Annotated in this window: 22 protein-coding genes; 10 read left to right on the top strand and 12 right to left on the bottom strand. The window is 70.8% G+C overall.

The window, feature by feature from the left end:
- The first annotated feature begins 50 nt into the window (after positions 1 to 50).
- A complete protein-coding gene (locus tag GY170_RS08540) occupies positions 51 to 521 on the top strand; it encodes an SRPBCC family protein (protein ID WP_163892157.1) in 471 nt (156 codons plus the stop codon).
- Between the two features lie 21 nt (positions 522 to 542).
- Here GY170_RS08540 and GY170_RS08545 read toward each other — a convergent pair whose 3' ends face one another.
- The 5 genes from GY170_RS08545 to GY170_RS08565 all read right to left on the bottom strand — a co-directional run bounded on the left by GY170_RS08545 (position 543) and on the right by GY170_RS08565 (position 4,519).
- Positions 543 to 785 carry an HP1242/YdcH family protein gene (locus tag GY170_RS08545; RefSeq protein ID WP_163892161.1) on the bottom strand — a complete coding sequence of 81 codons (243 nt, stop codon included), beginning with the start codon at positions 783 to 785 and terminating at the stop codon, positions 543 to 545.
- A gap of 139 nt (positions 786 to 924) precedes the next feature.
- Entirely contained in the window at positions 925 to 1,296 is a 372-nt protein-coding gene (locus tag GY170_RS08550; RefSeq protein WP_163892164.1) for a RidA family protein, read from the bottom strand.
- A 3-nt stretch (positions 1,297 to 1,299) separates the two neighbouring features.
- Positions 1,300 to 2,331, bottom strand: coding sequence for a hypothetical protein (locus tag GY170_RS08555; RefSeq protein WP_163892166.1), 1,032 nt, complete (start codon positions 2,329 to 2,331; stop codon positions 1,300 to 1,302).
- Positions 2,332 to 2,398: 67 nt separating this feature from the next.
- Positions 2,399 to 3,661: an ATP-dependent Clp protease ATP-binding subunit ClpX gene (gene clpX, locus GY170_RS08560; RefSeq protein WP_163892170.1), complete on the bottom strand. Its 1,263-nt coding sequence runs from the start codon at positions 3,659 to 3,661 to the stop codon at positions 2,399 to 2,401.
- A 219-nt stretch (positions 3,662 to 3,880) separates the two neighbouring features.
- Positions 3,881 to 4,519: an ATP-dependent Clp protease proteolytic subunit gene (locus tag GY170_RS08565; protein ID WP_163892175.1), complete on the bottom strand. Its 639-nt coding sequence runs from the start codon at positions 4,517 to 4,519 to the stop codon at positions 3,881 to 3,883.
- Between the two features lie 184 nt (positions 4,520 to 4,703).
- Between GY170_RS08565 and GY170_RS08570 the strand changes: the two genes are divergently transcribed.
- Entirely contained in the window at positions 4,704 to 5,060 is a 357-nt protein-coding gene (locus GY170_RS08570; RefSeq protein WP_163892178.1) for an ArsR/SmtB family transcription factor, read from the top strand.
- A complete protein-coding gene (locus tag GY170_RS08575; protein ID WP_163892182.1) occupies positions 5,057 to 5,536 on the top strand; it encodes an SRPBCC domain-containing protein in 480 nt (159 codons plus the stop codon). Before GY170_RS08570 ends, GY170_RS08575 begins: the two co-directional genes overlap by 4 nt.
- Before the next feature lie 139 nt (positions 5,537 to 5,675).
- On the opposite strand, the gene GY170_RS08580 is transcribed toward GY170_RS08575, so the two are convergent.
- Complete coding sequence (locus GY170_RS08580; RefSeq protein ID WP_163892185.1) at positions 5,676 to 6,758, bottom strand: YihY/virulence factor BrkB family protein; 1,083 nt, start codon at positions 6,756 to 6,758, stop codon at positions 5,676 to 5,678.
- Positions 6,759 to 6,933: 175 nt separating this feature from the next.
- Between GY170_RS08580 and GY170_RS08585 the strand changes: the two genes are divergently transcribed.
- The gene (locus tag GY170_RS08585) at positions 6,934 to 7,572 is read left to right on the top strand and encodes a nucleoside/nucleotide kinase family protein (RefSeq protein ID WP_163892189.1); all 639 of its coding nucleotides are present in this window, start codon (positions 6,934 to 6,936) and stop codon (positions 7,570 to 7,572) included.
- A gap of 94 nt (positions 7,573 to 7,666) precedes the next feature.
- On the opposite strand, the gene GY170_RS08590 is transcribed toward GY170_RS08585, so the two are convergent.
- The 5 genes from GY170_RS08590 to aroQ all read right to left on the bottom strand — a co-directional run bounded on the left by GY170_RS08590 (position 7,667) and on the right by aroQ (position 13,163).
- Complete coding sequence (locus GY170_RS08590; protein WP_163892192.1) at positions 7,667 to 8,731, bottom strand: DUF1513 domain-containing protein; 1,065 nt, start codon at positions 8,729 to 8,731, stop codon at positions 7,667 to 7,669.
- 4 nt (positions 8,732 to 8,735) lie between these two features.
- Complete coding sequence (locus GY170_RS08595) at positions 8,736 to 9,731, bottom strand: imelysin family protein (protein WP_163892195.1); 996 nt, start codon at positions 9,729 to 9,731, stop codon at positions 8,736 to 8,738.
- Positions 9,728 to 11,341, bottom strand: a complete 1,614-nt coding sequence (locus tag GY170_RS08600) for a di-heme oxidoreductase family protein (RefSeq protein WP_163892197.1) — start codon at positions 11,339 to 11,341, stop codon at positions 9,728 to 9,730. Before GY170_RS08600 ends, GY170_RS08595 begins: the two co-directional genes overlap by 4 nt.
- 31 nt (positions 11,342 to 11,372) lie before the next feature.
- Positions 11,373 to 12,620 carry an imelysin family protein gene (locus GY170_RS08605; RefSeq protein ID WP_163892200.1) on the bottom strand — a complete coding sequence of 416 codons (1,248 nt, stop codon included), beginning with the start codon at positions 12,618 to 12,620 and terminating at the stop codon, positions 11,373 to 11,375.
- A gap of 108 nt (positions 12,621 to 12,728) precedes the next feature.
- Positions 12,729 to 13,163, bottom strand: coding sequence for a type II 3-dehydroquinate dehydratase (gene aroQ / locus GY170_RS08610; protein WP_163892203.1), 435 nt, complete (start codon positions 13,161 to 13,163; stop codon positions 12,729 to 12,731).
- 117 nt (positions 13,164 to 13,280) lie between these two features.
- Between aroQ and GY170_RS08615 the strand changes: the two genes are divergently transcribed.
- On the top strand, positions 13,281 to 13,820 hold the full coding sequence (locus GY170_RS08615; protein WP_163892206.1) for a DUF805 domain-containing protein: 540 nt from the start codon (positions 13,281 to 13,283) through the stop codon (positions 13,818 to 13,820).
- Here the strand turns inward: GY170_RS08615 and GY170_RS08620 are convergent.
- Entirely contained in the window at positions 13,817 to 14,653 is an 837-nt protein-coding gene (locus tag GY170_RS08620) for a sensor histidine kinase (protein ID WP_163892209.1), read from the bottom strand. The two genes, GY170_RS08615 and GY170_RS08620, sit on opposite strands and share 4 nt — an antisense overlap.
- A 136-nt stretch (positions 14,654 to 14,789) precedes the next feature.
- Here GY170_RS08620 and GY170_RS08625 point away from each other — a divergent pair, with 136 nt between their 5' ends.
- From GY170_RS08625 to GY170_RS08645, 5 genes are all read left to right on the top strand, one after another.
- Positions 14,790 to 15,212, top strand: a complete 423-nt coding sequence (locus GY170_RS08625) for a response regulator (protein WP_235937819.1) — start codon at positions 14,790 to 14,792, stop codon at positions 15,210 to 15,212.
- Positions 15,213 to 15,221: 9 nt separating this feature from the next.
- Entirely contained in the window at positions 15,222 to 15,974 is a 753-nt protein-coding gene (locus GY170_RS08630; protein ID WP_163892212.1) for a response regulator, read from the top strand.
- Positions 15,975 to 16,047: 73 nt separating this feature from the next.
- Positions 16,048 to 17,151, top strand: coding sequence for a sensor histidine kinase (locus tag GY170_RS08635; RefSeq protein ID WP_163892214.1), 1,104 nt, complete (start codon positions 16,048 to 16,050; stop codon positions 17,149 to 17,151).
- 55 nt (positions 17,152 to 17,206) lie between these two features.
- Positions 17,207 to 19,507, top strand: a complete 2,301-nt coding sequence (locus tag GY170_RS08640; RefSeq protein WP_163892218.1) for a sensor histidine kinase — start codon at positions 17,207 to 17,209, stop codon at positions 19,505 to 19,507.
- A complete protein-coding gene (locus tag GY170_RS08645; protein ID WP_163892221.1) occupies positions 19,504 to 20,016 on the top strand; it encodes a response regulator in 513 nt (170 codons plus the stop codon). Before GY170_RS08640 ends, GY170_RS08645 begins: the two co-directional genes overlap by 4 nt.
- Positions 20,017 to 20,223: the final 207 nt, after the last annotated feature.

A 20,223-nucleotide genomic window follows, 5' to 3' on the forward strand; every position in this document is an offset into this window, starting at 1 on the left:
TTCCTGCCGCCGCCCCGCAGAACCTTGGGCGAGACCTGACGGGGGATGAGATGGAACTTGATGGAACCGTGACGATCGCCGCGCCGCGCGCCGAGGTCTGGGCCAAGCTCAACGATGCAGAGACGCTGAAGGCCTGCATCTCCGGCTGCCAGGAGCTGACGGGCACGCCCGAAGAGGGCTTCGAGGCCGTCGTCGTGCAGAAGGTCGGCCCGGTGAAGGCGACCTTCAAGGGCGGCGTGACGCTGGAGAACGTGGTGCCCGAGGTCAGCTACCGGCTGGTCGGCGAGGGAAAGGGCGGCGTCGCCGGCTTCGCCAAGGGCGCCGCCGACGTGGCGCTGACCGACGTGCCCGAGGGGACGGAGCTGGCCTACGCCGTCGACGCCAAGGTGGGCGGGAAGCTCGCCCAGCTCGGCAACCGCGTCGTCGGCGGCTTCGCCCGCAAGATGGCGGAGGAGTTCTTCACCCGCTTCAAGGAGCAGGTGGAAGGGCCGCAGCCCGAGGCACCGCCGGCGGAGGCCTGAGGCCCCCGCCAGCCCTGCCGGTCAGGCCGATTGGTGCAGACGCTGGGCGATCTCGTCCTTCAGCGTCATCCGGTGCTTGCGCATGACCGTCAGCTCGTCGTCGTCCATCGGCTCGACATCCGTTTCCGCCCGGTGCACGGCGCGGTTCACCTCGTGGTAGCGCTCGGCCAGCTTGCGGAAGTTGGCATCGGTCTGCTTTAGCTCGTGGATCCGGTCGCTATCGTCCGGAAAGTCCTCGTGAAGTTCATGGGGCACGTGGCTCATGGCTCTCTCCCTTTTGTCTGCCTCTCGGGCGACCCTCGCAGGTTGCGGGGTGCGCCGCCTTGATGAAGGTCAAACGTACGGCCGAAGCGACGGGTTCGCCGGGCGGGACTCACGGCTCCGTGCGCGTCAGGGGAGCGTCTCAGGCCAGCGCCGTCAGCTCGATCTCGAATTTCATGCCGGGGGAGAGGAGGCCCGCCTCGATCATCGTCGCCGCCGGAGGATTGGCGCCGAAGGTCTCCGCCAGGATCGGCCAGCAGGCCTCGAAATCGCGGCGGTCGGGCAGGATGTAGGTGACCCGCAGCGCCTTGTCGAAGCCGCTGCCCGCCTCCTCCAGCGCGCGGGCGACGATGGCGAGGGCGTTGCGGCACTGCTCCGCCACGTCGTCGGGGAAGGTGCCCGTTTCCGGGTCGGGCCCGGTGGTGCCGGAGACATGGACGAGCCCGCCGCCGACCACGGCCCGGCAATAGCCGATGCGGGCCTCGTAAGGGGATGTGCCGGAGATGCGTCGCATGGGTCAGGGCTCCTGTGAGGGCGCGAGATCGGGCTCGAAGGGGCGAAGGCCGGCGGCGTCGCGGGCGGCGAGGCGCGGCTCGTTCTGCGCCTCCCACTCCGCGAAGGCCGCCTCGGCCCGTGCTTGGGCGGCGGCGTCCCATGTCACGGGCGGAGGCTCGGGGGCGGGCACGGGCGAGAAGGCCGGGCTCTCCACATCGGCGAGCGCGGCGGAGACGAAGGCGGCGCGCGCCTCCTGCCCCGGCCAGAGGGAGACGGGCGGGCCGTCGAAGGGCGCGAGGTCTCCCCGCTCCAGCGCGAAGCGCCAGCGGCGGTCGCGCCGGGGCCGGGCCCCCTCCCCCAGCTTCGCCTCCCTCAGCCAGCATTGCGCGCGCACGCCGACCGAGGGCCGGACGGAGGCCGGTGGCTCGCCGATGAGCGGCAGGTCGATCGCCGCCGAGATCGACGAGACGAGACCCTGCTGAACGGCGGCCTCATAGCAGAGCACGGAAGTCGGCCCGGAGGCAGCGAAGAGATCCATCTGCCGGCGGTACTGGTAGCGGTAGGGCTTCTGCCCGAGATGATCGGCGAAGGAAGGCGCCGCCTCAGTCGCCGCGATGGTCTCGGCGTAATGCGCCTCGGCGAGCCGGTCAGGCCGGCGGAGGACCAACAGGTACGACAGATCGAACCCCGCGAAGCTCTCCCGCAGCCGCTCCAGAAGCCGGGCGCGCGCCGGCCAGAACCCCTCCTCCTTGTGGGATACGCCGTCCGCCGCGAGGCGGTAGAGCGTCTCGGCGCTAAGGAGGATGTGGCGTTCCGGAGCCTCCGCCAGCCGCGCCGCGAACGCCGCGATCCGCGCCCGGTCGTCGTCATTGCCGCGGACAAGCGCGGCCACGACGGGCACGTGGTTCGCGCTCTGGCCACCGAACTCGGGCGACGGATCGGGGTAATGGAGCCCCGCCCGGCGGAGCTCCTCCCGATGCGCGGAGAAATGGCGCTGGAGCGCGGTCGTCCCGGTCTTGTGGGAGCCGGCGTGGACGATGAGCCTTGGGGCCATCAGCTGGCCGCCCGCGGTAGCCGGCGCCGGCGCGTCGCGCGCCGGCAGCCAGTCGCGTGCTCGAAGGTCATCCGGCGGAGGCCGAGCCCTTCTGATCGGCGTAGATCATCAGCGGCTTGGCATCCGGGCCAACGGCCTCTTCGTTCACCACCACCTCGGTGACGTCGGAGAGGCTGGGCAGCTCGAACATCGAGTCGAGCAGGATGTCTTCCATGATCGACCGCAGACCCCGGGCGCCCGTCTTCCGCTCGATGGCGCGGCGGGCAATGGCCGTCAGCGCATCGTCGGTGAAGGTGAGGCGCGTATCCTCCAGCTCGAACAGGCGCTGGTACTGCTTGACCAGGGCGTTCTTTGGCTGGGTGAGGATGGTGACGAGCGCGTCCTCGTCGAGATCCTCCAGCGTCGCGATGACCGGCAGGCGGCCGACGAATTCGGGGATGAGGCCGAACTTCAGCAGATCCTCCGGCTCGAGGTCATGGAAGACCTCGCCGACACCGCGCGCCTCGGGGTCGCGCACATCGGCGCCGAAGCCCATGGCACTGCCCTTGCCGCGCTGGGAGATGATCTTGTCCAGCCCCGCGAAGGCGCCGCCACAGATGAACAGGATGTTCGTCGTGTCGACCTGCAGGAATTCCTGCTGCGGATGCTTGCGCCCGCCCTGCGGCGGCACGGAGGCGACGGTGCCTTCCATGATCTTCAGCAGGGCCTGCTGCACTCCCTCACCAGACACATCACGGGTGATGGAGGGGTTGTCGGACTTGCGGGTGATCTTGTCGACCTCGTCGATGTAGACGATGCCGCGCTGCGCCCGCTCGACGTTGTACTCGCTGGCCTGCAGGAGCTTGAGGATGATGTTCTCGACATCCTCGCCCACGTAGCCGGCTTCCGTCAGCGTGGTGGCGTCGGCCATCGTGAAGGGCACATCGAGGATGCGCGCCAGCGTCTGGGCCAGCAGCGTCTTGCCGCAGCCCGTGGGACCGATCAGCAGGATGTTGCTCTTCGCCAGCTCGATATCGGCGGACTTGGAGGCGTGGTTGAGCCGCTTGTAGTGGTTGTGCACGGCGACGGAGAGCACCCGCTTGGCGTGCAGCTGGCCGATTACGTAATCGTCGAGCACCTCGCAGATGTCACGCGGGCTCGGCACGCCCTCGCCGCTCTTGAGCCCCGAGGATTTCTGCTCCTCGCGGATGATATCCATGCAAAGCTCGACACACTCGTCGCAGATGAAGACCGTCGGGCCGGCGATCAGCTTGCGGACCTCGTGCTGGCTCTTGCCGCAAAAGCTGCAATAGAGCGTGTTCTTGCTGTCGCCGCCTGCTGCGTTCGCCATGTTGAATCCTCTGGCTGGTTCCGCCCTTCACTGCTGCCCAAGGCTGCTTGCCAGCAAGCCTAGAACAGGGCGATAGGGTCCACAATGCCAAATGCTGGTTAACAGTTGATGCCGCCGCGGGCCTGTCCGGCGTCGGCGTGGTCTTGCGCGGTGAGCCTCGTGCCAACCGCGGATATCGGCCGGCGCGCCTTGTAGCAGGGGGCGCGCCGGGTCGTGCGGTCAGCTGACCGGCGCGTCGGATTTGGGAGCGCTGTCGCGGTTGAGCAGGATCTCGTCGATGTGACCCCACTCCTTCGCCTCCTCCGGCGTCATCCACTTGTCGCGGTCGAGCGCCTTCTCGACGACCTCGCGGGGCTGGCCGGTGTGCTTGACGTAGAGCTTGTAGAGCTGCTCGCGCGTGCGCTCGATGTGGCTGGCGCGGATCATGATGTCCGACGCCATGCCCTCGGCCCCGCCGGAGGGCTGGTGCACCATCACCTCGGAGTTGGGGAGCGCGAAGCGCATGCCCTTCTCGCCGCCCACCGCGATGACGGAGCCCATGGAGGCCGCCATGCCGCAGATCAGCGTGGAGACCTTGGGGCGGATGTACTGCATCGTATCGTAGATGCTCATGCCCGAGTGCACCGCGCCGCCGGGCGAGTTGATGTACATCGAGATCTCTTTCTTCGGGTTCTCGGCCTCGAGGTGCAGAAGCTGCGCGACGACGAGCTGGCTCATGCCGTCATGCACGGGGCCGTTCACGAAGACGATCCGCTCCTTCAGCAGGCGCGAGAAGATGTCGTAGGCGCGCTCGCCGCGGCTCGTCTGTTCGACGACCATCGGCACGAGGTTCATGTAGGTCTCGATGGGGTCTTTCATGGATAGCTCCTTGGGCGAGAGGGCGCGCCCCGGCCCGGGGTGTCGTGGCCGGAAAAACGTCCGGCTCATTTAAAGAACCGGCCCGGCAGCTTCAAGGCCGGCCCGTCCCTCCCGGCGCGTCCGGTGGCGGGCCGGGCAGCGCCTGAGGGCTTGCTTTAGCGTCAAGCCCGGCTTACGGTAAGCCATGACTAACGAAGCCGCAACCCCCGGTCCGGCCGAGAGCCCCGGCGGCGCCATCGCCGCGCTGGCCGATCCCACGCGCCGGGCGCTGGTGGAGCGGCTGCGCGCCGGGCCCCTCGCCGTCGGCGCACTGGCCGAGGGGCTACCCGTCAGCCGCCCCGCCGTCTCGCAGCATCTCAAGGTGCTCTCGGGTGCCGGCCTCGTGGAGGCGCGGGCGGAGGGGACAAGGCGCATCTACGGCCTCTCGCCAGAGGGCGTGGCCCGGCTGCGCGCCTATTTCGAAACCCTCTGGGCCGATGCCTTCGCCGGGTTCGCGGCGGCGGCGCAGGCCGAGGCGGCCCGCAAGGAGGACAATTCATGACAGACCAGCCCCCGGCCCTCTCCCCCGTCGAGACGGCGCTCCACGTGCCCCTCCGCCCCGCCGAGGCCTTCCGCCTCTTCACCGAGCGGATGGAGGAGTGGTGGCCGCTGGCGACGCATTCCCTCTCCGCCGGCGAGGGCGATTTGCCCCTCGGCCTGACGATGGAGCGTCACGAGGGCGGCCGCATCGTCGAGACGAAGCCGGACGGCACGCAAGGCACCTGGGGCCGCATCCACGAGTGGCGCCCCGGCGAGCGGCTCGGCATCACCTGGCATGTTGGCCGCGCGGAGGAGGAGGCGACGCGGGTGGAGGTGACCTTCACTTCCACCGACAGCGGCACCTACATCCACCTCGTCCATTCCGGCTTCGAGGTGCTCGGCGCCGCCGCCGCCACGATACAGGCCTCCTACGGCACGGGCTGGCCCCTCGTCCTCGGCCGCTACGCCGCCCTCGTCCGGTCCAAGGTCACCGCCTGACGCGCCTGCCCGGCCCCCGCTCGCCCCTCCCACATCATGGCGCCCGGCTGCCGCCGCACCCCCTGTTCATCTGGCCAAAAATACCGCGGGGGTGCGGGGGCTGGCCCCCGCTCCTGCCCTCTCCACCGTGCCGTCCGCCTCAGCCTCCCGGCAATGGCATGTGCCCGGGCCTCTCCTCCTCCTCCGCCGCCTCCTTGAAGGCCTTCGCCTTCTGCTTGCCCTCCATCTCGGCACGGAACTCGGCGACGGAGACGTCGTCCTCGCTCGGCATCGTCATCTCGTCGCCGGACATGGCCGGATCGCCGTCGCCCTTGTGCTTCTCGGCCTCCTTGCGGGCGCGGCTCGCCTCCTTCTCCGCCTGCCGGTCGGCGATGCGGGCGGCCTTCAGCTCCCGCCGGCGCCGCCGTTCGGCCCGGAGCGCGACGTTCACCGCGGCCCCCACCAGCGCCAGCAGCGCCATGATGTAGAGCCAGATCATCAGCGCCATGACCGCGCCGATGGAGCCATAGAGTTCGTTGTAATTGCCGAAGTTGGAGAGGTAGAGCGACAGCCCGGTCGAGGCGAGGATGCCGCAGAGCACGGCGAAGAAGGTGCCGGGGTTGGCGAGCGAGGCCCGGTCGCCCGGCACGTTCGGCCCCCAGCGATAGAGCGCGCCGAGGCCGAAGAAGACGATGGCCACCCCCGCCACCCAGCGCAGGCCCTCGGCGATGAGCTGCGTGACCTGCGGCAGCGGCACGATGGCCAGCACGATCGGCGCGATGACGACGACGAGCAGCGCGACGATGGCCAGCAGGATCAGCGTGCCGGTCAGGACCATCACTCGGATCATGTGCGCCAGCCCCGTCCGCTCCGGCGCGCCGTGGATGGCGTTGAGGCCGCGGATCAGAGCGGAGACGGAGGCGCGGGAGGTCCACAGCGCGAGGAGGACGGCGATGATCGTCGTCCAGCCCAGCGTGTCGCTCTGCGTGTCGAGCAGGCGCGAGACCTGCAGGTAGAGAATGCGGAAGACATCCTCGGGGATGAACTGCCGCCAGAGCTCGAACTGGTCCTCGACGATTCCCGGATCGGCGAGGATGCCGAAGATCGCGATGACCGCCGCGAGGGCGGGAAAGATGGCGAACATGCCGAAGAATGCGACGCCGGCGGCCGCGAGCCCCAGATCGGCGCGGGAGACGTTGTCGACGATTGCCTTGCCGACGCGAAGGGCTGTGGACCATTGCATGAGCGGACCATGCGGAATGTTGCCGCCCTTGTCACCTGTCGCCGGCCAGGGACCGCACTTGCCGTAGGGGCCGGCAGCGGGGGCGTTTCGCTGCCCCGCGGGGCGCGTTATGGTAAGGGCGCGGCCGACCGCGCCGCACATTCTGACGCCAGCCCGGAAAGACACCTCACCGCCCGTGCTCGACATCTCGCGCCAAGTCTCCGCCCTCGCCGAGCGCATCCACGCGGTGCGCGAGGCGCAGCCGCGCCAGCTGGTGGCGCTGGCCGGCCCGCCCGGCTCCGGCAAGTCGACGCTGGCGCGCGAACTCAAGCGCCGCCTGCAGGCGCAGCATTGCGAGGCGGAGGTGCTGGCGCTCGACGGCTTCCACCTCGACAACGCGGTGCTGGACGAGATGTCCATGCGCGCCCGCAAGGGCGCGCCGGAGACGTTCGATGCCGCGGGCTTTCTCTACCTCGTCGCGCGCCTCGCGGAGGGCGAGGAGGTGGTGGCGCCGATCTTCGACCGCACGCGCGACATCTCCGTCGCCGGGGCGGTGGTCGTCGCCTCCAGCTGCCCGGTGGTGATCGTCGAGGGCAATTACCTGCTCTTCGACGAGCATCCGTGGCGGGAGCTGGCCGAGGGCTGGGATCTCTCCGCCTGGCTGGAGGTGCCGAAGAGCGAGCTGCGCGCCCGGCTGGTGCAGCGCTGGCTGAACTTCGGCCTCTCCCGCGCTGCCGCCATCCGGCGGGTGGAATCGAACGATCTGCCCAATGCCGAACGCATCATCTCCCGCGCCCTGCCCGCCGACCTGACGCTGACGCTGGAAGGCGCCTGACGCCCGGGCCACGCCGCCCCCTCTCGCGAGGCAGGGCCCGGCGCGCGGGGGTGGGTGGGCGGGAGGCAAGCCGGGGCCTGCCGCCGGCCCCCGCTCAGAGCGTGATCAGGTGATTGTCCCAGAACTCCGGGTGCTTGGCGAGCGGCCGGGCAACGCCGCCCTCCACCGCCATCAGCCCGCCCTGCTCGTCGGTCGTCAGGAAGCCGCCGGGCAGCGGTGCGAGCCCCATGAGCCGCCCGCGTGCCACGGCGCCGAGGAAGCTGCCATCGAGCGCGAAGCGGTGCAGCACACCGCCGGGCGTCGAGGTAATCCCCACCTCCCGCCCGTCGCCGGAGGTGCTGACGGTGCCGGTGTAGTTGTGCAAGCCCAGCTGCTCGGCGCCCGGCGCAGCGCAGAGCACCGGCGCCTCGCCCCGGCGGTGCAGGCCGAGGAGCGGCGGTGCCTCGTCCTCCGCGCCCACCCATTGCATCGCGAAGGCGGTGACGCCGCCGGCGGCGAAGGCGAGGTGGCGGATGGAGTTCTGCCGCAGCTCCGGCAGCTCCACGATCTCCTCCAGCCCGCCGGTGAGGGTCAGGTAGGCGAGGTTCGGCTCCATCGTGGCGATGTTGAGCATCTCCCGCCCGTCCTCGGTGCTGACCCCACCATTGGCGACGGCAATGGTCACGCCATCCGGCATCACCCGCGCCTCGTGGGGCCCCAGACCGTGCGTCGGAACTTCGCCGAGCCGGGCATAGCCGTGCGCCGCATCCCAGATGCCCAGCCGGCCTTCGGAATCCGCCGTCCGCTGCTCCGCCGTGATCAGCAGCCGGCCGCCGTCGAGGTAGCTGCCATGGCCGTTGAAGACGGAGCCCTCGGGCGGCGCAAGCTCATGCATCACCGCGCCGAGGGCGCAGTCCACCACCAGCGCGAAGGTCCCCGGACGGCGGCCGAAGACCACCGCCTCGGGCCGCACCGGATGCCCGGCGCCGGCATGGCCGCGCGCCGGCAGCGGCACGCGGAAGACTGCCTCGCCCGTGCCGCGCAGGCCCACGAGGTCGAAGGTGCCGTCCTCCAGCCGCGCCGCGGCGAGAAAGCGCGGCGCCCCGGCAGCGGCCCAGCCGAGGCTGGCGCCGGAGGCGCTGGCGGCGAGGGTGGCGAGGAAGAGGCGGCGGGAGGGCATGGGCTCAGTCCCCGTCGAAGCCGACGACGCCCATGGTGACGCCCAGCTCCTCGGAGAGGAGCCGGTTCACCTTCGTCCACACAGCCGTGTAGGCGGTGGCAGCGACATCGACCATGAAGCGCCCCGCCGGCTCGGAGACATTGGCCAGCACCGGATCGTCGATGGCCCGCAGCCGCTCGCGCAGATCGTCGAAATCCGCCGCCAGCTCGGCGCGGGTTGCGGGATCATCCGTCAGCGCGAGGGCCAGCGCCTCGTGGCCGCGGGTCGCATCGATGATGTTCTGCAGCGTCCGCCCGGAAACCCGGCTCTCCGCCAGCTCCGGCCGCGGCTCGCCGCCGGTGCCGAGCGGCAGGCCGAGCCGCTCCAGCATGTCGAACTGCATGGAGACGACGAGCCCGGTGAAGAGCGCCTGCCGCGCCTCGGCGGCGTTGAAATAGGTGGCATTCCCGGCCTCGGCGCCCTGCAGGAGGGGCGCGAAGTCCTCCCACTCCTCCTCCAGCAGCGCGGCGTTGCCGGCGAGATCGGCGGCCATGAGGCGGACGAGATCGCAGCCCGGCTCCCCTGCCCCGTAGGTGTTGAAGCGCGGATCGAAGAGCATCGCCTCGATGGCGTAGAGGCCGCGCAGCGAGATCGGCGCGCCGGCCATGTCCTGCTCCGACTGCGGGCCGGTGGCGGTGGTCAGGGCCCGGTTGAGGGCCCGCGGGCGGAAGCCGCGGGTGTCAGGCCAGTAGGCGATGGCCTCGCGCAGGCCCGTCGCTTCCAGCGGGCCGAAGCGGAAGTCCTGCACCATGAGCCAGCCCTCCATCGCCCCCTCCCAGGCGGCGCGGAGAACGGGGCTCAGCGGCGTGCAATCCGCCTCCGCCGCCTCCGCCAGCGCCTCGGTGCGATCGGCGAAGTCCGCCACGGCGGGCAGGATCACCTGCTCCACCGCCCGGTCGATGGCCTCGTCGGCACAGGCGGGGGTGGCGAGGCAGGCGGCGGCGAGGATGGCGCGGATCATAGCGACTCCAGGAAGGATATGAGGGCGGCGCGGTCCTCCGGCGCGAGATCGACCACGCGGTCGCGCGCCGCCTGCGCCTCGCCGCCATGCCAGAGCACCGCCTCCAGCAGGGTGCGGGCGCGGCCGTCATGCAGGTAGCTCTGACGTCCGGTGACCAGCTCCGTCAGGCCGATGCCCCAGAGCGGCGCCGTGCGCCATTCGCTGCCAGTCGCGACACCCTCCGGCCGGTTGTCGGCGAGGCCCGGCCCCATGTCGTGGAGGAGGAGGTCGGTATAGGGCCAGATGAGCTGGAAGCTCTGCGCCGTCTCCGGCTCCGTCCGGCCGGTGACGAACTTGGGCATGTGGCAGGCGGGGCAGCCGGCGGTGTAGAAGACCTCCTTGCCGCGCAGCACCTCCGGCGCATCGACGTCGCGCCGTGCCGGGACAGCAAGGTTGCGGGAATAATGGGCGACGAGGTCCAGCGCCTCGGCGGAGACCTCGACGCCCCGCGGTCCCTCCTCCGCCAGCGGGCTGGCGAGGGCCTCGGCATCGCTCTCCCCGGCCGGCGCGTCGGCGCCATGCGGCGCGGTCAGGCAGGCCTCCTGCGCGCGGGTGCATTCGCCGGCGGGCTGCGGCAGGAGCGGCGTGGAGAGGCCGACATCGCCGAGGAAGGCGCGGGCCGATTGCTCCATCACCGAGGGCTCGCCGGCCTTGTGGCCGAAGCGGCCGAGCATGGGCCGATCATGCGCCAGCGACCAGGCGATGGAAGGGCGGCCGGAGATGCCGTCGCCATCCGCGTCCTCCGGGTCGGCATGGGCGAGGATGTCGGCGGCCGGAATCGCCTCCAGCAGGCCAAGGCCGATCATCTGGGGCGCGACGCGGGGCGAGAGCATGACATCCGCCGCCGGGTCGCCATAGGCGAGGTCGGCGAGGGCGTAGGTGGGCGCAAGAAGCGTGGCGCTCTCGCCGCCGGCGAGCGGGACGACGGTCTCCTCGTAGCTGACGGAGAGCCGCCCCTCCGCCGGAATGCCGGGGAGCGCGAAGTTCTGCAGCTGGCCGCCATAGGTCGGCTCCGGCGCGGTGCCGATCCAGCCGGCGATCTCTTCGATGGCGGCGTCCGGATCGGGCACGGAGAGGCGCAGGAAGAGGGCCACCTGATCCTGGCCGGCGGCGGCCGGATGGCCGCGCGCATCCTTGACGTGGCAGAGCTGGCAGGCGCGGGCGTTGTAGAGCGGGCCGAGCCCGTCCGACGCCTGCGTGGAGGAGGGCGACGAGACCCAGACCTTGCGGAAGAGCCCGTTGCCGAGAGCGAAGTTCATCCGCCCCTCGCCGTCGAGATTGTCCGAAGGCTCGGAGAAGGCGTCCGTCGTCGGGCTGGCGCGCACGGTGGCGGCGCCGCCGGGAAGGAGCTCGAAGGTTTCCGGCGCGTCGAAGCTGGTGGCCGGTGCCGTGACGGCGGCGATGCGGGCCGCCTCCTCCTCCGTGCGTGGCAGGAGGGCGGCCTGCAGGTCCGGCAGGCTGGCGGGGGCCTCGTCGCCCCCTTGCGGGTGCGCCTCGGGGCCCCCGTCCGCGAAGACCGCCCCCGCGACAGCGAGGGCGGCGAGGCTGGTGATGAGGGCCGTGCGGCGCATGGCTCCCCCCTCTCAGGTCATTCGAAGACGGTCATTCGAACACGGCGGCTTCGTCGTCGAGCGCGTCGCTGCCTTCCATCACCACGCCCTCGACGTCAAGGACGCCCGACATCCGCTCGATGGACTGGGACATGGCCACCAGATCCTCCACCAGCTGGGCGATGACGGCGTTGCCCTCCTCGTCCACCTGCACGAGCATCATGTCGTAGGCGCTGTCGCCACTGGCGCGGGCGACGAGGTCATCGGCGCTGGCCAGCGCCGCCTCGAGCTGCGTCTCGAAGGTGGCGGCCAGCTCGGCATCCGCCGCGCTCACCAGTTCGCCCAGCCCGGTGCCGTCGACGACCTCGCCGTCCGGCCCCGTGTAGGTGCCGTACCAGACGTTGGCGATGCCGAGGACGTCGCCGTAATGGCTGGCGGGCGTGTTGTCGGAGAAGCAGTCATGCTCCTCCTCCGGGTCCTGCAACAGCAGGCCGAGCTTGATGCGCTCGCCGGCCATCTCGCCATAGGCGAGCGAGCCCATGCCGGTGAGGATGCGCACGGCGGGGGCGCTGTCTTCCATCACCGCGGCGCGGGCCTCGCCGCCCTCCTCCCATTGGCCGGCCATCCAGGAGAGGTCGGAGAGGAGCAGGTCGGTCGCGGTGGAGAGGTACTCCGCCCGCCGCTCGCAATTGCCGCCGGTGCAGGCCTCGCCCGCGGCGAAGTCCGTCCACGGGCGGTCGCCGGCGGAATCGGCATCGGCCGTCAGGTCCTGCCCCCAGAGGAGGAACTCGACGGCATGGTAGCCAGTGGCGACGTTGGCCTCGTTGCCGCCGGCCTCCTGCAGCGTCTCCTCCAGCAGCGCCGGGGTGATCTCGGCGGCGTCCACCTCCTCGCCGTTCAGCGTGAAGCTCTCCGAGGCGATGACGTTGAGATCGGCGAAGGAATTCTCCGCCCCGCCGAAGTAGGAGGCGTCGACGTAGTCGATCAGTCCCTCGTCGAGCGGCCAGGCGTTCACCTTGCCCTCCCAGTCATCGACGATCGGGTTGCCGAAGCGGAAGACCTCCGTCTGCATGTAGGCGGGGCGCGACGCGACCCATGCGGCCCGGGCGGCGGAGAGCGTCTCCTCCGACGGCTCGGCGATCAGTGCCTCGACGGCGGCCTGCAGCGCCTCGGCGCCATCGACGGCGTCGGCATAGGCGGCCTCGGCGATGTCGACATAGGTGGCAGCGACGTCCTGCGGGCTCTGCGCCATGGCGGCGCTGGCGGAAAGGGCGAGGGCGGAGGCGGCAATGAGGCGCATGGATCTATCCCTGATGGCAATGGGGCGAACCCCTTGCCGGATGACCTACCAATTCACTCAGGATTGTAAACCCCGGAGTTCCTGCCTTTCGGTGACCCCGCCTCCGGCTCAGGCCAGCAGCTCGGCAAGGTGCCGGAGAGCGAGCCGGTAGCCATGCGTACCCGCCCCCGCGATCACGGCATCGGCGCGGGCGGAGACGTAGGAGTGCTGGCGGAAGGCCTCCCGCTTGTGGATGTTGGAGATGTGCACCTCGATCACCGGCCCCTCGAACATGTTCAGCGCATCGAGAATGGCGACGGAGGTGTGGGAATAAGCGGCGGGGTTGATGATGATCCCGTCGGCCACGCCGCGCGCCGCGTGAATACGTTCCACCAGCCCGCCCTCGAAGTTGTCCTGCGCGAAGGTGATGTCCATCCCCATCTCCTGCCCCAGCGCCCGGCAGGCGTCCTCGACGTCGGCAAGCGTCTCGCGGCCGTAGATCTCCGGCTGACGCTGGCCGAGGAGGTTGAGGTTGGGGCCGTTCAGGATGTGTATGATGGGCATGGGGGCGCTCGCTCGGGACAAGGAGCTTCACCCTAACCCCGGCCCGTTCTAGAGAAAAGTCGCCGGACAATGGCAGTGAACCCTGGGGGGCCGCCGGGCGTAGTCTTTGAAGAAGCCATGACGTTCTTTGAGTCAATCACGAGGTGCCTTCAGCGATATGCCGGGTTTTCGGGCCGGGCAGCTCGCGCGGAATTCTGGATGTTCGCGCTGTTCATCCTGCTCGGCTCGCTGGTTCTGGGCATCCTCGACGGGTTCGTTTTCGGAAGTAACCCCTCGGGGCGGCCGAAGGCGGTGATGTCCTCCGTCTTCCAGCTGGCGCTCCTTCTCCCCTTTCTCGCCGCCGCGTCCCGGCGGCTGCACGATACCGGGCGCTCCGGCGTCTACCTGGCGATCCTCGGCCCCCTGCCCCTGGTTCTGGCGCTGGAACTGGCGGCCGTGCACCTCTTCACCGTCAGCGCGCTCCTCGCCGCGCCGGGGGACGGGACGATGGAGCGGCTGACAGTGCTCTTCGGCATCAGCGGGCTGGTGCTGCTCGCCCTCGTGCAGCTGACCTGCACAGGCGGGCTGATCTGGGCCCTATCCCGCCCGTCGCAGCCGGGCGCCAACGTCTACGGGCCGGCGCCCCTGCCGCGGCCGGAGGAGCCGCGCCCCCGCTAGCCGCTCAACCCCTCGGGGAGATGGCGGAGCGTGGCGGTGAAGCGGCACCCCTCCCGCTCCGGGAGGCTCTCAAGCTCCAGCGTGCCGCCATAGGCCTCGCAGATGCGGGCGGCGATGGGGATGCCCATGCCGCTGCCTTCCACCTCGTCACGAGAGCGCAGCGTCGTCAGGAAGGCGAAGGCACGCTCGCGGTCCTCCGGCGCGATGCCGGGGCCATCGTCGGTGACGACGATGCGCACGCCCTCCTCCTCCGGCACCACCTCGATCCCGATCTGCCCGGAGCCGCCGCCCCGGTGATGGCGCACGGCGTTGGAGATGAGGGCGGAGAGGAGCCGATCGAGATCCATGGGGCCGAGGACGGGCCGCGCGCCGGGGGCGACCTTCACCTCGATCTGGAAGCTCTGCGGCACGCCCTCCCGCCGGAGGGCATCGGCGACAGCGGAGGCGAGGTCGATCTCCACCGCCTCCTGCATCCGCCCGACGCGGCTGTGAGTGAGCAGATCGGCGATGAAATTGTGCATTCGCCCCGCCTGCCGGCGCATCAGCTCCAGGTAGCGGCTCACCTGCCCGGGCAGCGCGACGCCGGCGGCGTCGAGATCCTCCTCCACCCAGCTGGGCAGGTCGTGGAGGGCGCGGGCGGGGGCACGCAGATCGTGGCTGATGCGGTAGATGATCGCCTGCATCTCGTCGTCCATCATCGGCTCGCGCCGGCGGCGGAGGGGGGGCGGGGCGGCATCCGCCACGGGGGCGCCCGCGCCTGCCCCTTTCTTCGCGGAGCGGGGTTGCTTCTCCCCGCCAGTCACATCGGCCTTCTGCACGTCCGTTCCGGGCATCGGAAACATCTCCACTTGTTCGTGTTCCGCCCCAGTCTCCGCCTCGAATCTTCAGACTATGTAAAATTCGGCGTGAAAGACTGGCCTCCCGGTGCGGCAGAAGGCCCGCCTCCTCCCAACCGCCAGGATTTTCGTCGTGCCACTCCCCACCATTCTCATCGTCGACGACGACGCCGTCAGCATCATGGCCATCGAGCGCACGCTGCGGCGCCTCGATCTGCGCAACCCGGTGGTGACCGCGCGCAGCGGCGCCGAGGCGCTGGAGCTGCTGCGTGGCAGCGAGGGGCGCCCGCCGCTCGCCGGCCCCGTCCTCATGCTGCTCGACATCTTCATGCCCCGTATGAACGGGCTGGAGCTGCTGGACGAGCTGCGGGCGGATCCGGCGCTGCAGGCGACGGTCGTCTTCATGCTCTCCAGCTCCGATTCGCCGCGCGATGTCGCAGCGGCGCACGAGCGCAACGTCGCCGGCTATCTGATGAAGGGCGCCTCGCCGGAGGAGTTTCGCCGCGCGATGGATCTGATCGCCCGCTATCTCGATCTCGTTCCCCTGCCTGCTTGAGGTGTTGCCATGTCGCTCTCGCCCCTGCCCTCTCCCACCACCGTCCCACAGCTGCGCCCATTCGACGGGCTCCCCACATCGAAGGCGGCGCCGCCGCTCCGCCTCGTCGCCACCGGCGCCGACCGGCCGATGCGGCTGCGCGTCCTGGTGCTCGACGATGACGAGGTCGACCGGATCCGCATCGCCCGCCTCCTCGGTCATGCCGAGGGCGTGGTGGAGACGGAGTTCGTTGCCTCGCTGGAGGAGTTTCGCGCCGCGCTGGACGAGGACCGCGTCGATATCGCCATCCTCGATTACTCCCTGCCGGAGGGGACGGGGCTGGACGCCATCCACGACCTGCGCCGTCACCCGCGACAGGAACGGGCGCGCCCCATCGTGGTCGCCGGCGACTGCCAGGCGGAGATCGCCGTCGCCGCGATGAAGGCCGGCTCCTGCGACTGCATCGACAAGCAGGGGCTGACGGTGCAGCGCCTGCGTCAGGCCATCGCAGAGGCCCTCGCCGCACCCGGGTACCCCGCCCCGCCGGTGGGAGAAGAGACCCTGCAGGCGGTTCTCGACGCGATGGACAGGCTCTGCCTCTCCCAGCTTCGCCCCACCGTCGGCCTCCTCTCCCGCCTCGTGGCGGAGCTGCACGAGACCGGGGCGGACGCGGATGCGCGCGAGCTGGCCCTGCAGGAGATGAGCGCCGCGCTCGCCAGCCTCGACGACGTCGTGCACGCCTTCTCCGCCGAGGTGACGGCGCGTGGCGGGGGGGTTGGATGACGCGGGCGGAAACGTTGCCTTAACCACCTCCCTCTACCCCAAGGAGGGACCGCTGCCGCGAGGGGAGAGGACGATGAGACTGCTGGTGCTTGATGACGACGCGGGCGACCGCAAGGCCATCTGCCGCGTCCTGGCGAAGACGGAGCTCGACCACGAGGTGATCGAGGCCGCCGATCTGGAGGAGGCAGCCTCGTACAAGGGCCCGCTGGATCTCGCCTTCGTCGACTTCTCCCTGCCCGGCCGCAACGGCCTGACCGCCATGCAGGAATTGCAGGCCGAGCGGCAGGACCTCGCCGTCGTCATGATGTCCGGCGTCGGCACCGAGCGCCTGGCGGCGGAGGCGATCAAGCGCGGCGCGCTGGACTACCTGCCCAAGAGCGAGATCAGCCCCGGCCAGCTGCTGCGCACGATCGAGAACGCGCTGGCCATGGCCGCGATGCGCCGTCGCCTCGCCGAGAAGACGGAGGAGCTGGAGCTCTTCGCCCATGCCCTCGCGCATGACCTGAAGTCCCCCGCCCGCCTCTGCGCCTACCTCGCCGCCTCGCTGTGCGACGATATCGCCGGGGGCGTGGTGGAGGATCTCGCCGGCGACGCCGAGGCGCTCTCCAGCCTCGGCCAGCGCATGGTGGCGCTGGTCGATTCGCTCGCCGCCCACCTCGCCATCGAGGCGCCGGCCGCCTCCGTCCCCGTCTTTCTCGACGAGGCGCTGGAGGGGGCGAAGGCGAACCTGGCGCTGGAGATCGGCACCTCCGGCGCGTGGATCGAGGCCGAGCCCCTGCCCCGCGCGATGGGCGATGCGGCGCAATACGTGCAGCTCTTCCAGAACCTTCTGGGCAATGCCCTCAAATACGCCGGCCCCCGCCCGCCCCGCATCCGCATCGGCTCCGAGACGGATGAGAGCGGCCGGCCGGTCATCTTTGTCTCCGACGAGGGGATCGGCATGGAGCCCTCCGACTGCAGGCGCATCTTCGACTCCTTCGCGCGGCTCCACGCGCCGGAGGAATACCCCGGCTCCGGCCTCGGCCTCGCCACCTGCCGCAAGATCGTCCAGCGCCAGGGCGGGCGCATCTGGTGCGAGAGCGCGCCGGGCGCGGGCGCCACCTTCCGGTTCACCGTCCCCGCCGCTCCGGCGCTGTCGCCGCCACAACCGGGGAAAAGCCGCGTCACCGCCGCATGAAGATCAGTGGCGCCGCCCCGGCATACAGCCCGCGGGGCGCCGAGAAAGGCCAGCCATGCCCTTCGCGTCCCACCTCCGCGACCTGATCGACGCCCGACTCTGGCGGCTGAGGCCCCTGCCCTGGCGGGCGTTGCTGGATCGCCTCGCCGCCCTCAGCCCCGCCTCGCTGCACAGCAAGCTGGCGGTGCTCGTCGTGGCCGCGAGCCTCTTCTCCGCGCTCCCCGTCGCCTGGGTCACGTGGAGCCAGGCCTCCGCCGTGGCCCGCGACGGGGCGCTGCGGCTGCTGGAGGCAGAGGCGACGCTGGTGGCGGACAGGCTGGAGACGCCGCTGACCGCGATGATGCAGGATGCCGCCGTCCTCGCCGCCACGCCGCCGATCCGCGGCATCATACGCGCCGGCGCCGATGAGGCGGGCCGCGACCCGGTGGACGGCTCGAGCCTCGCCGACTGGCAGGCCCGGCTGGAGACGATTTTCGTCGCCATGGTCGAGCAGGAGCCGACCTACACGCAAGTGCGCTACATCACCCTCGCCGATGGCGGGCGTGAGCTGGTGCGCGTCGGCCGCGCGCCCCCGCCGATCAAGGTCGCCCCGCGCCCCGTGGCGGCACTGGGCGACCTCGGCGACGCGCCGGAGTGGCGGCTGCTGGCCGAAAGCCGTGGGCTGGCCCCCTTCTACACCGAGGTGACGACCGGCCCCGAGGAGACGGAGGCGATCCGCGCCGTCCAGCCGGTCGCGGACGCCACGGGGGCGGTCTTCGGCGCCATCGTCATCGACGGCGCCTACGAATCGCTCCTCGCCGGCGCCCGCGCGGCCATGGCCCCGGGCCACCGGCTGCTGGTCGACGCTCCGGCGGCGGTGCCCGACGGCGTCGCCGGCCTCCCTCCGGCCGCCGCGCCCGCCCCGGAGGGCGCCGCCGTCGTCCGCGTCACGCGGGAGGTTCCGGCGGGCGGCGGTGCCTTCACCGTCACCGCCATCGCGCCGATCGAGACGCTCCTCGCCCCCGCCCGGGCGGCGCTGCGCCAGGCGCTCGTCTTCTCCGCCGTGCTGGTGGCGCTGGCCCTTGTCGGCGCCCTCCTCCTCGGCTTTCGCCTGACGGCGCCGCTCCGCGGACTGAAGGCGCTCGTCACCCGTTCCCGCGAGCTTGGCGAGCCGGTCTCCGTGCCGCCGCAGGCAACGGGGGAGATCGGCGAGCTTGCCCGCGCCTTCAGGGACCTCACCATCGACCTCGTCGAGCGGACGGAGCGCGCGCAAGCCGTCCTCGCCGCCGCGGCGGACGGCATCCTCATCGTCGACGACGCCGGCATCATCCGGGGCGCAAATCCCGCCCTCGGCCGGATCTTCGGCCAGCCGGCAGAGGGCCTCATCGGCCAGCCTCTCGGCTGCCTCCTGCCGGAGGATCGCGGCGCCGACCACGCCGCCCATCTCGCCGGCGCCAGCTTCGGCGGCACGGGGCGGCGCATGGCCGGCAACCGCGAGGTCTCCGGCCTGCGAGCCAGCGGGGAGACCTTCCCCGCGGAGGTGACGGTGAGCGAGACGAGCATCGCCGGGCGCCGGGCCTTCATCGGCCTCGTGCGCGACATCTCGCGCCGCAAGGCGGATCAGGAGGCGCAGGATCGGCTGGTGGCGGAGCTGCGCCGCGCCAAGGCCGATCTGGAGCGTTCAAACGACGAGCTGGAGAGCTTCGCCTACGTCGCCTCCCACGATCTCAAGGCGCCGCTGCGCGTCATCGACAACGCCTCCCGCTGGCTGGAGGAGGATCTGGAGGCGCATCTGAACGACGATACCCGCGAGAGTATGGATCTGCTGCGCGGCCGCGTCGCCCGGATGGAGCGGCTGCTCGACGACCTGCTGGAGCATTCGCGCATCGGCCGGGTCTCCGAGCCGACGGCCCTCGTCACCGGCGCCGAGCTGATGGAGGATGTGCGCGCTCTCGCGCCTCGCCGCGACGGCATCACGCTCGACGTCTCGGAGGAGCTTTCGGGCATGATCCTGCCACGCACGCCGCTGCGCACGGTTCTGCTCAACCTCGTCTCCAACGCCATCAAGCATCATGACCGGCCGGAGGGGCGCATCAGCGTCTCCGCCCGTGAAGAGGGGGAGCGGCTGGTCTTCACCGTCTCCGACGACGGGCCGGGGATCGCGCCCGATTACCGGGAGAAGGTATTCGGCATCTTCCAGACGCTCCGCCCGCGCGACGAGGTGGAGGGCAGCGGCATGGGCCTCGCCATCGTGCGCAAGCACGTCACGCTGGCCGGCGGCGAGATCACGCTGGCATCGAACGGCGAGCGCGGCTGCAGCTTCCGCTTCACCTGGCCGAAGCCGGAGCCGACCGAGCGTGGGGGGCAGGCCGCATGACCGTCGCCCCTGCTTCCTATCCTGTCTCCTCTGCACCCCCCGACGCCGGAGCGCAGCAGCACGCCAGCGATGCGGCGGAGGGGGAGCAGCCCCTCAACATCCTCCTCGTGGAGGATGACGACGGCGACGCCAAGGCTGTCCGCCGCGCCTTCGCCAAGGCCGGCATCGCCACGCCCATTGTCCGGGCCCGCGACGGGCTCGAGGCGCTGGAGATGCTCCGAACCCGCTCGGCGGAGCTGCCGCCTTCCCCCTTCCTGCTCCTCGTCGACATCAACATGCCGCGGATGAGCGGGCATGACCTCGTCGCCGCCCTCCGCGATGATCCGAGGCTCTGCAGTCTCGCCGTCTTCATGCTCACCACGTCCCGCGACAGCCGCGACCTGTCCCGGGCCGCCGGCAATCATGTCGCCGGCTACATCCTCAAGCAGAAAGCGGGGCGGGACTTCCTCGACCTGGTCGCGGCATTGGGCAGCTACTGGCGCGTGGTCGAAGTGCCGTCCGTTCAGTGAGATGTCCCCTGCCAGGCACCTCGGTTCGTTGCACGGTCGCTCACGCGGTGGTCCGGTTCGGCCGCCCGGCGCTAGTCGGAGAGCTGCCCCCGAACGTCAATGAAAGTCGCGACCTTCGCCATCGGCTTAACCAGTTCTTAGCCTAGAATCGGCAGTCTCGGGCATGAGTGGCCGCGCGAACCGAGCCGCTGAAGGCAGAGGAGACGG

The organism is Pseudoroseicyclus tamaricis, assembly GCF_012070395.1.
GTDB classification, from domain to species: domain Bacteria; phylum Pseudomonadota; class Alphaproteobacteria; order Rhodobacterales; family Rhodobacteraceae; genus Pseudoroseicyclus_A; species Pseudoroseicyclus_A tamaricis.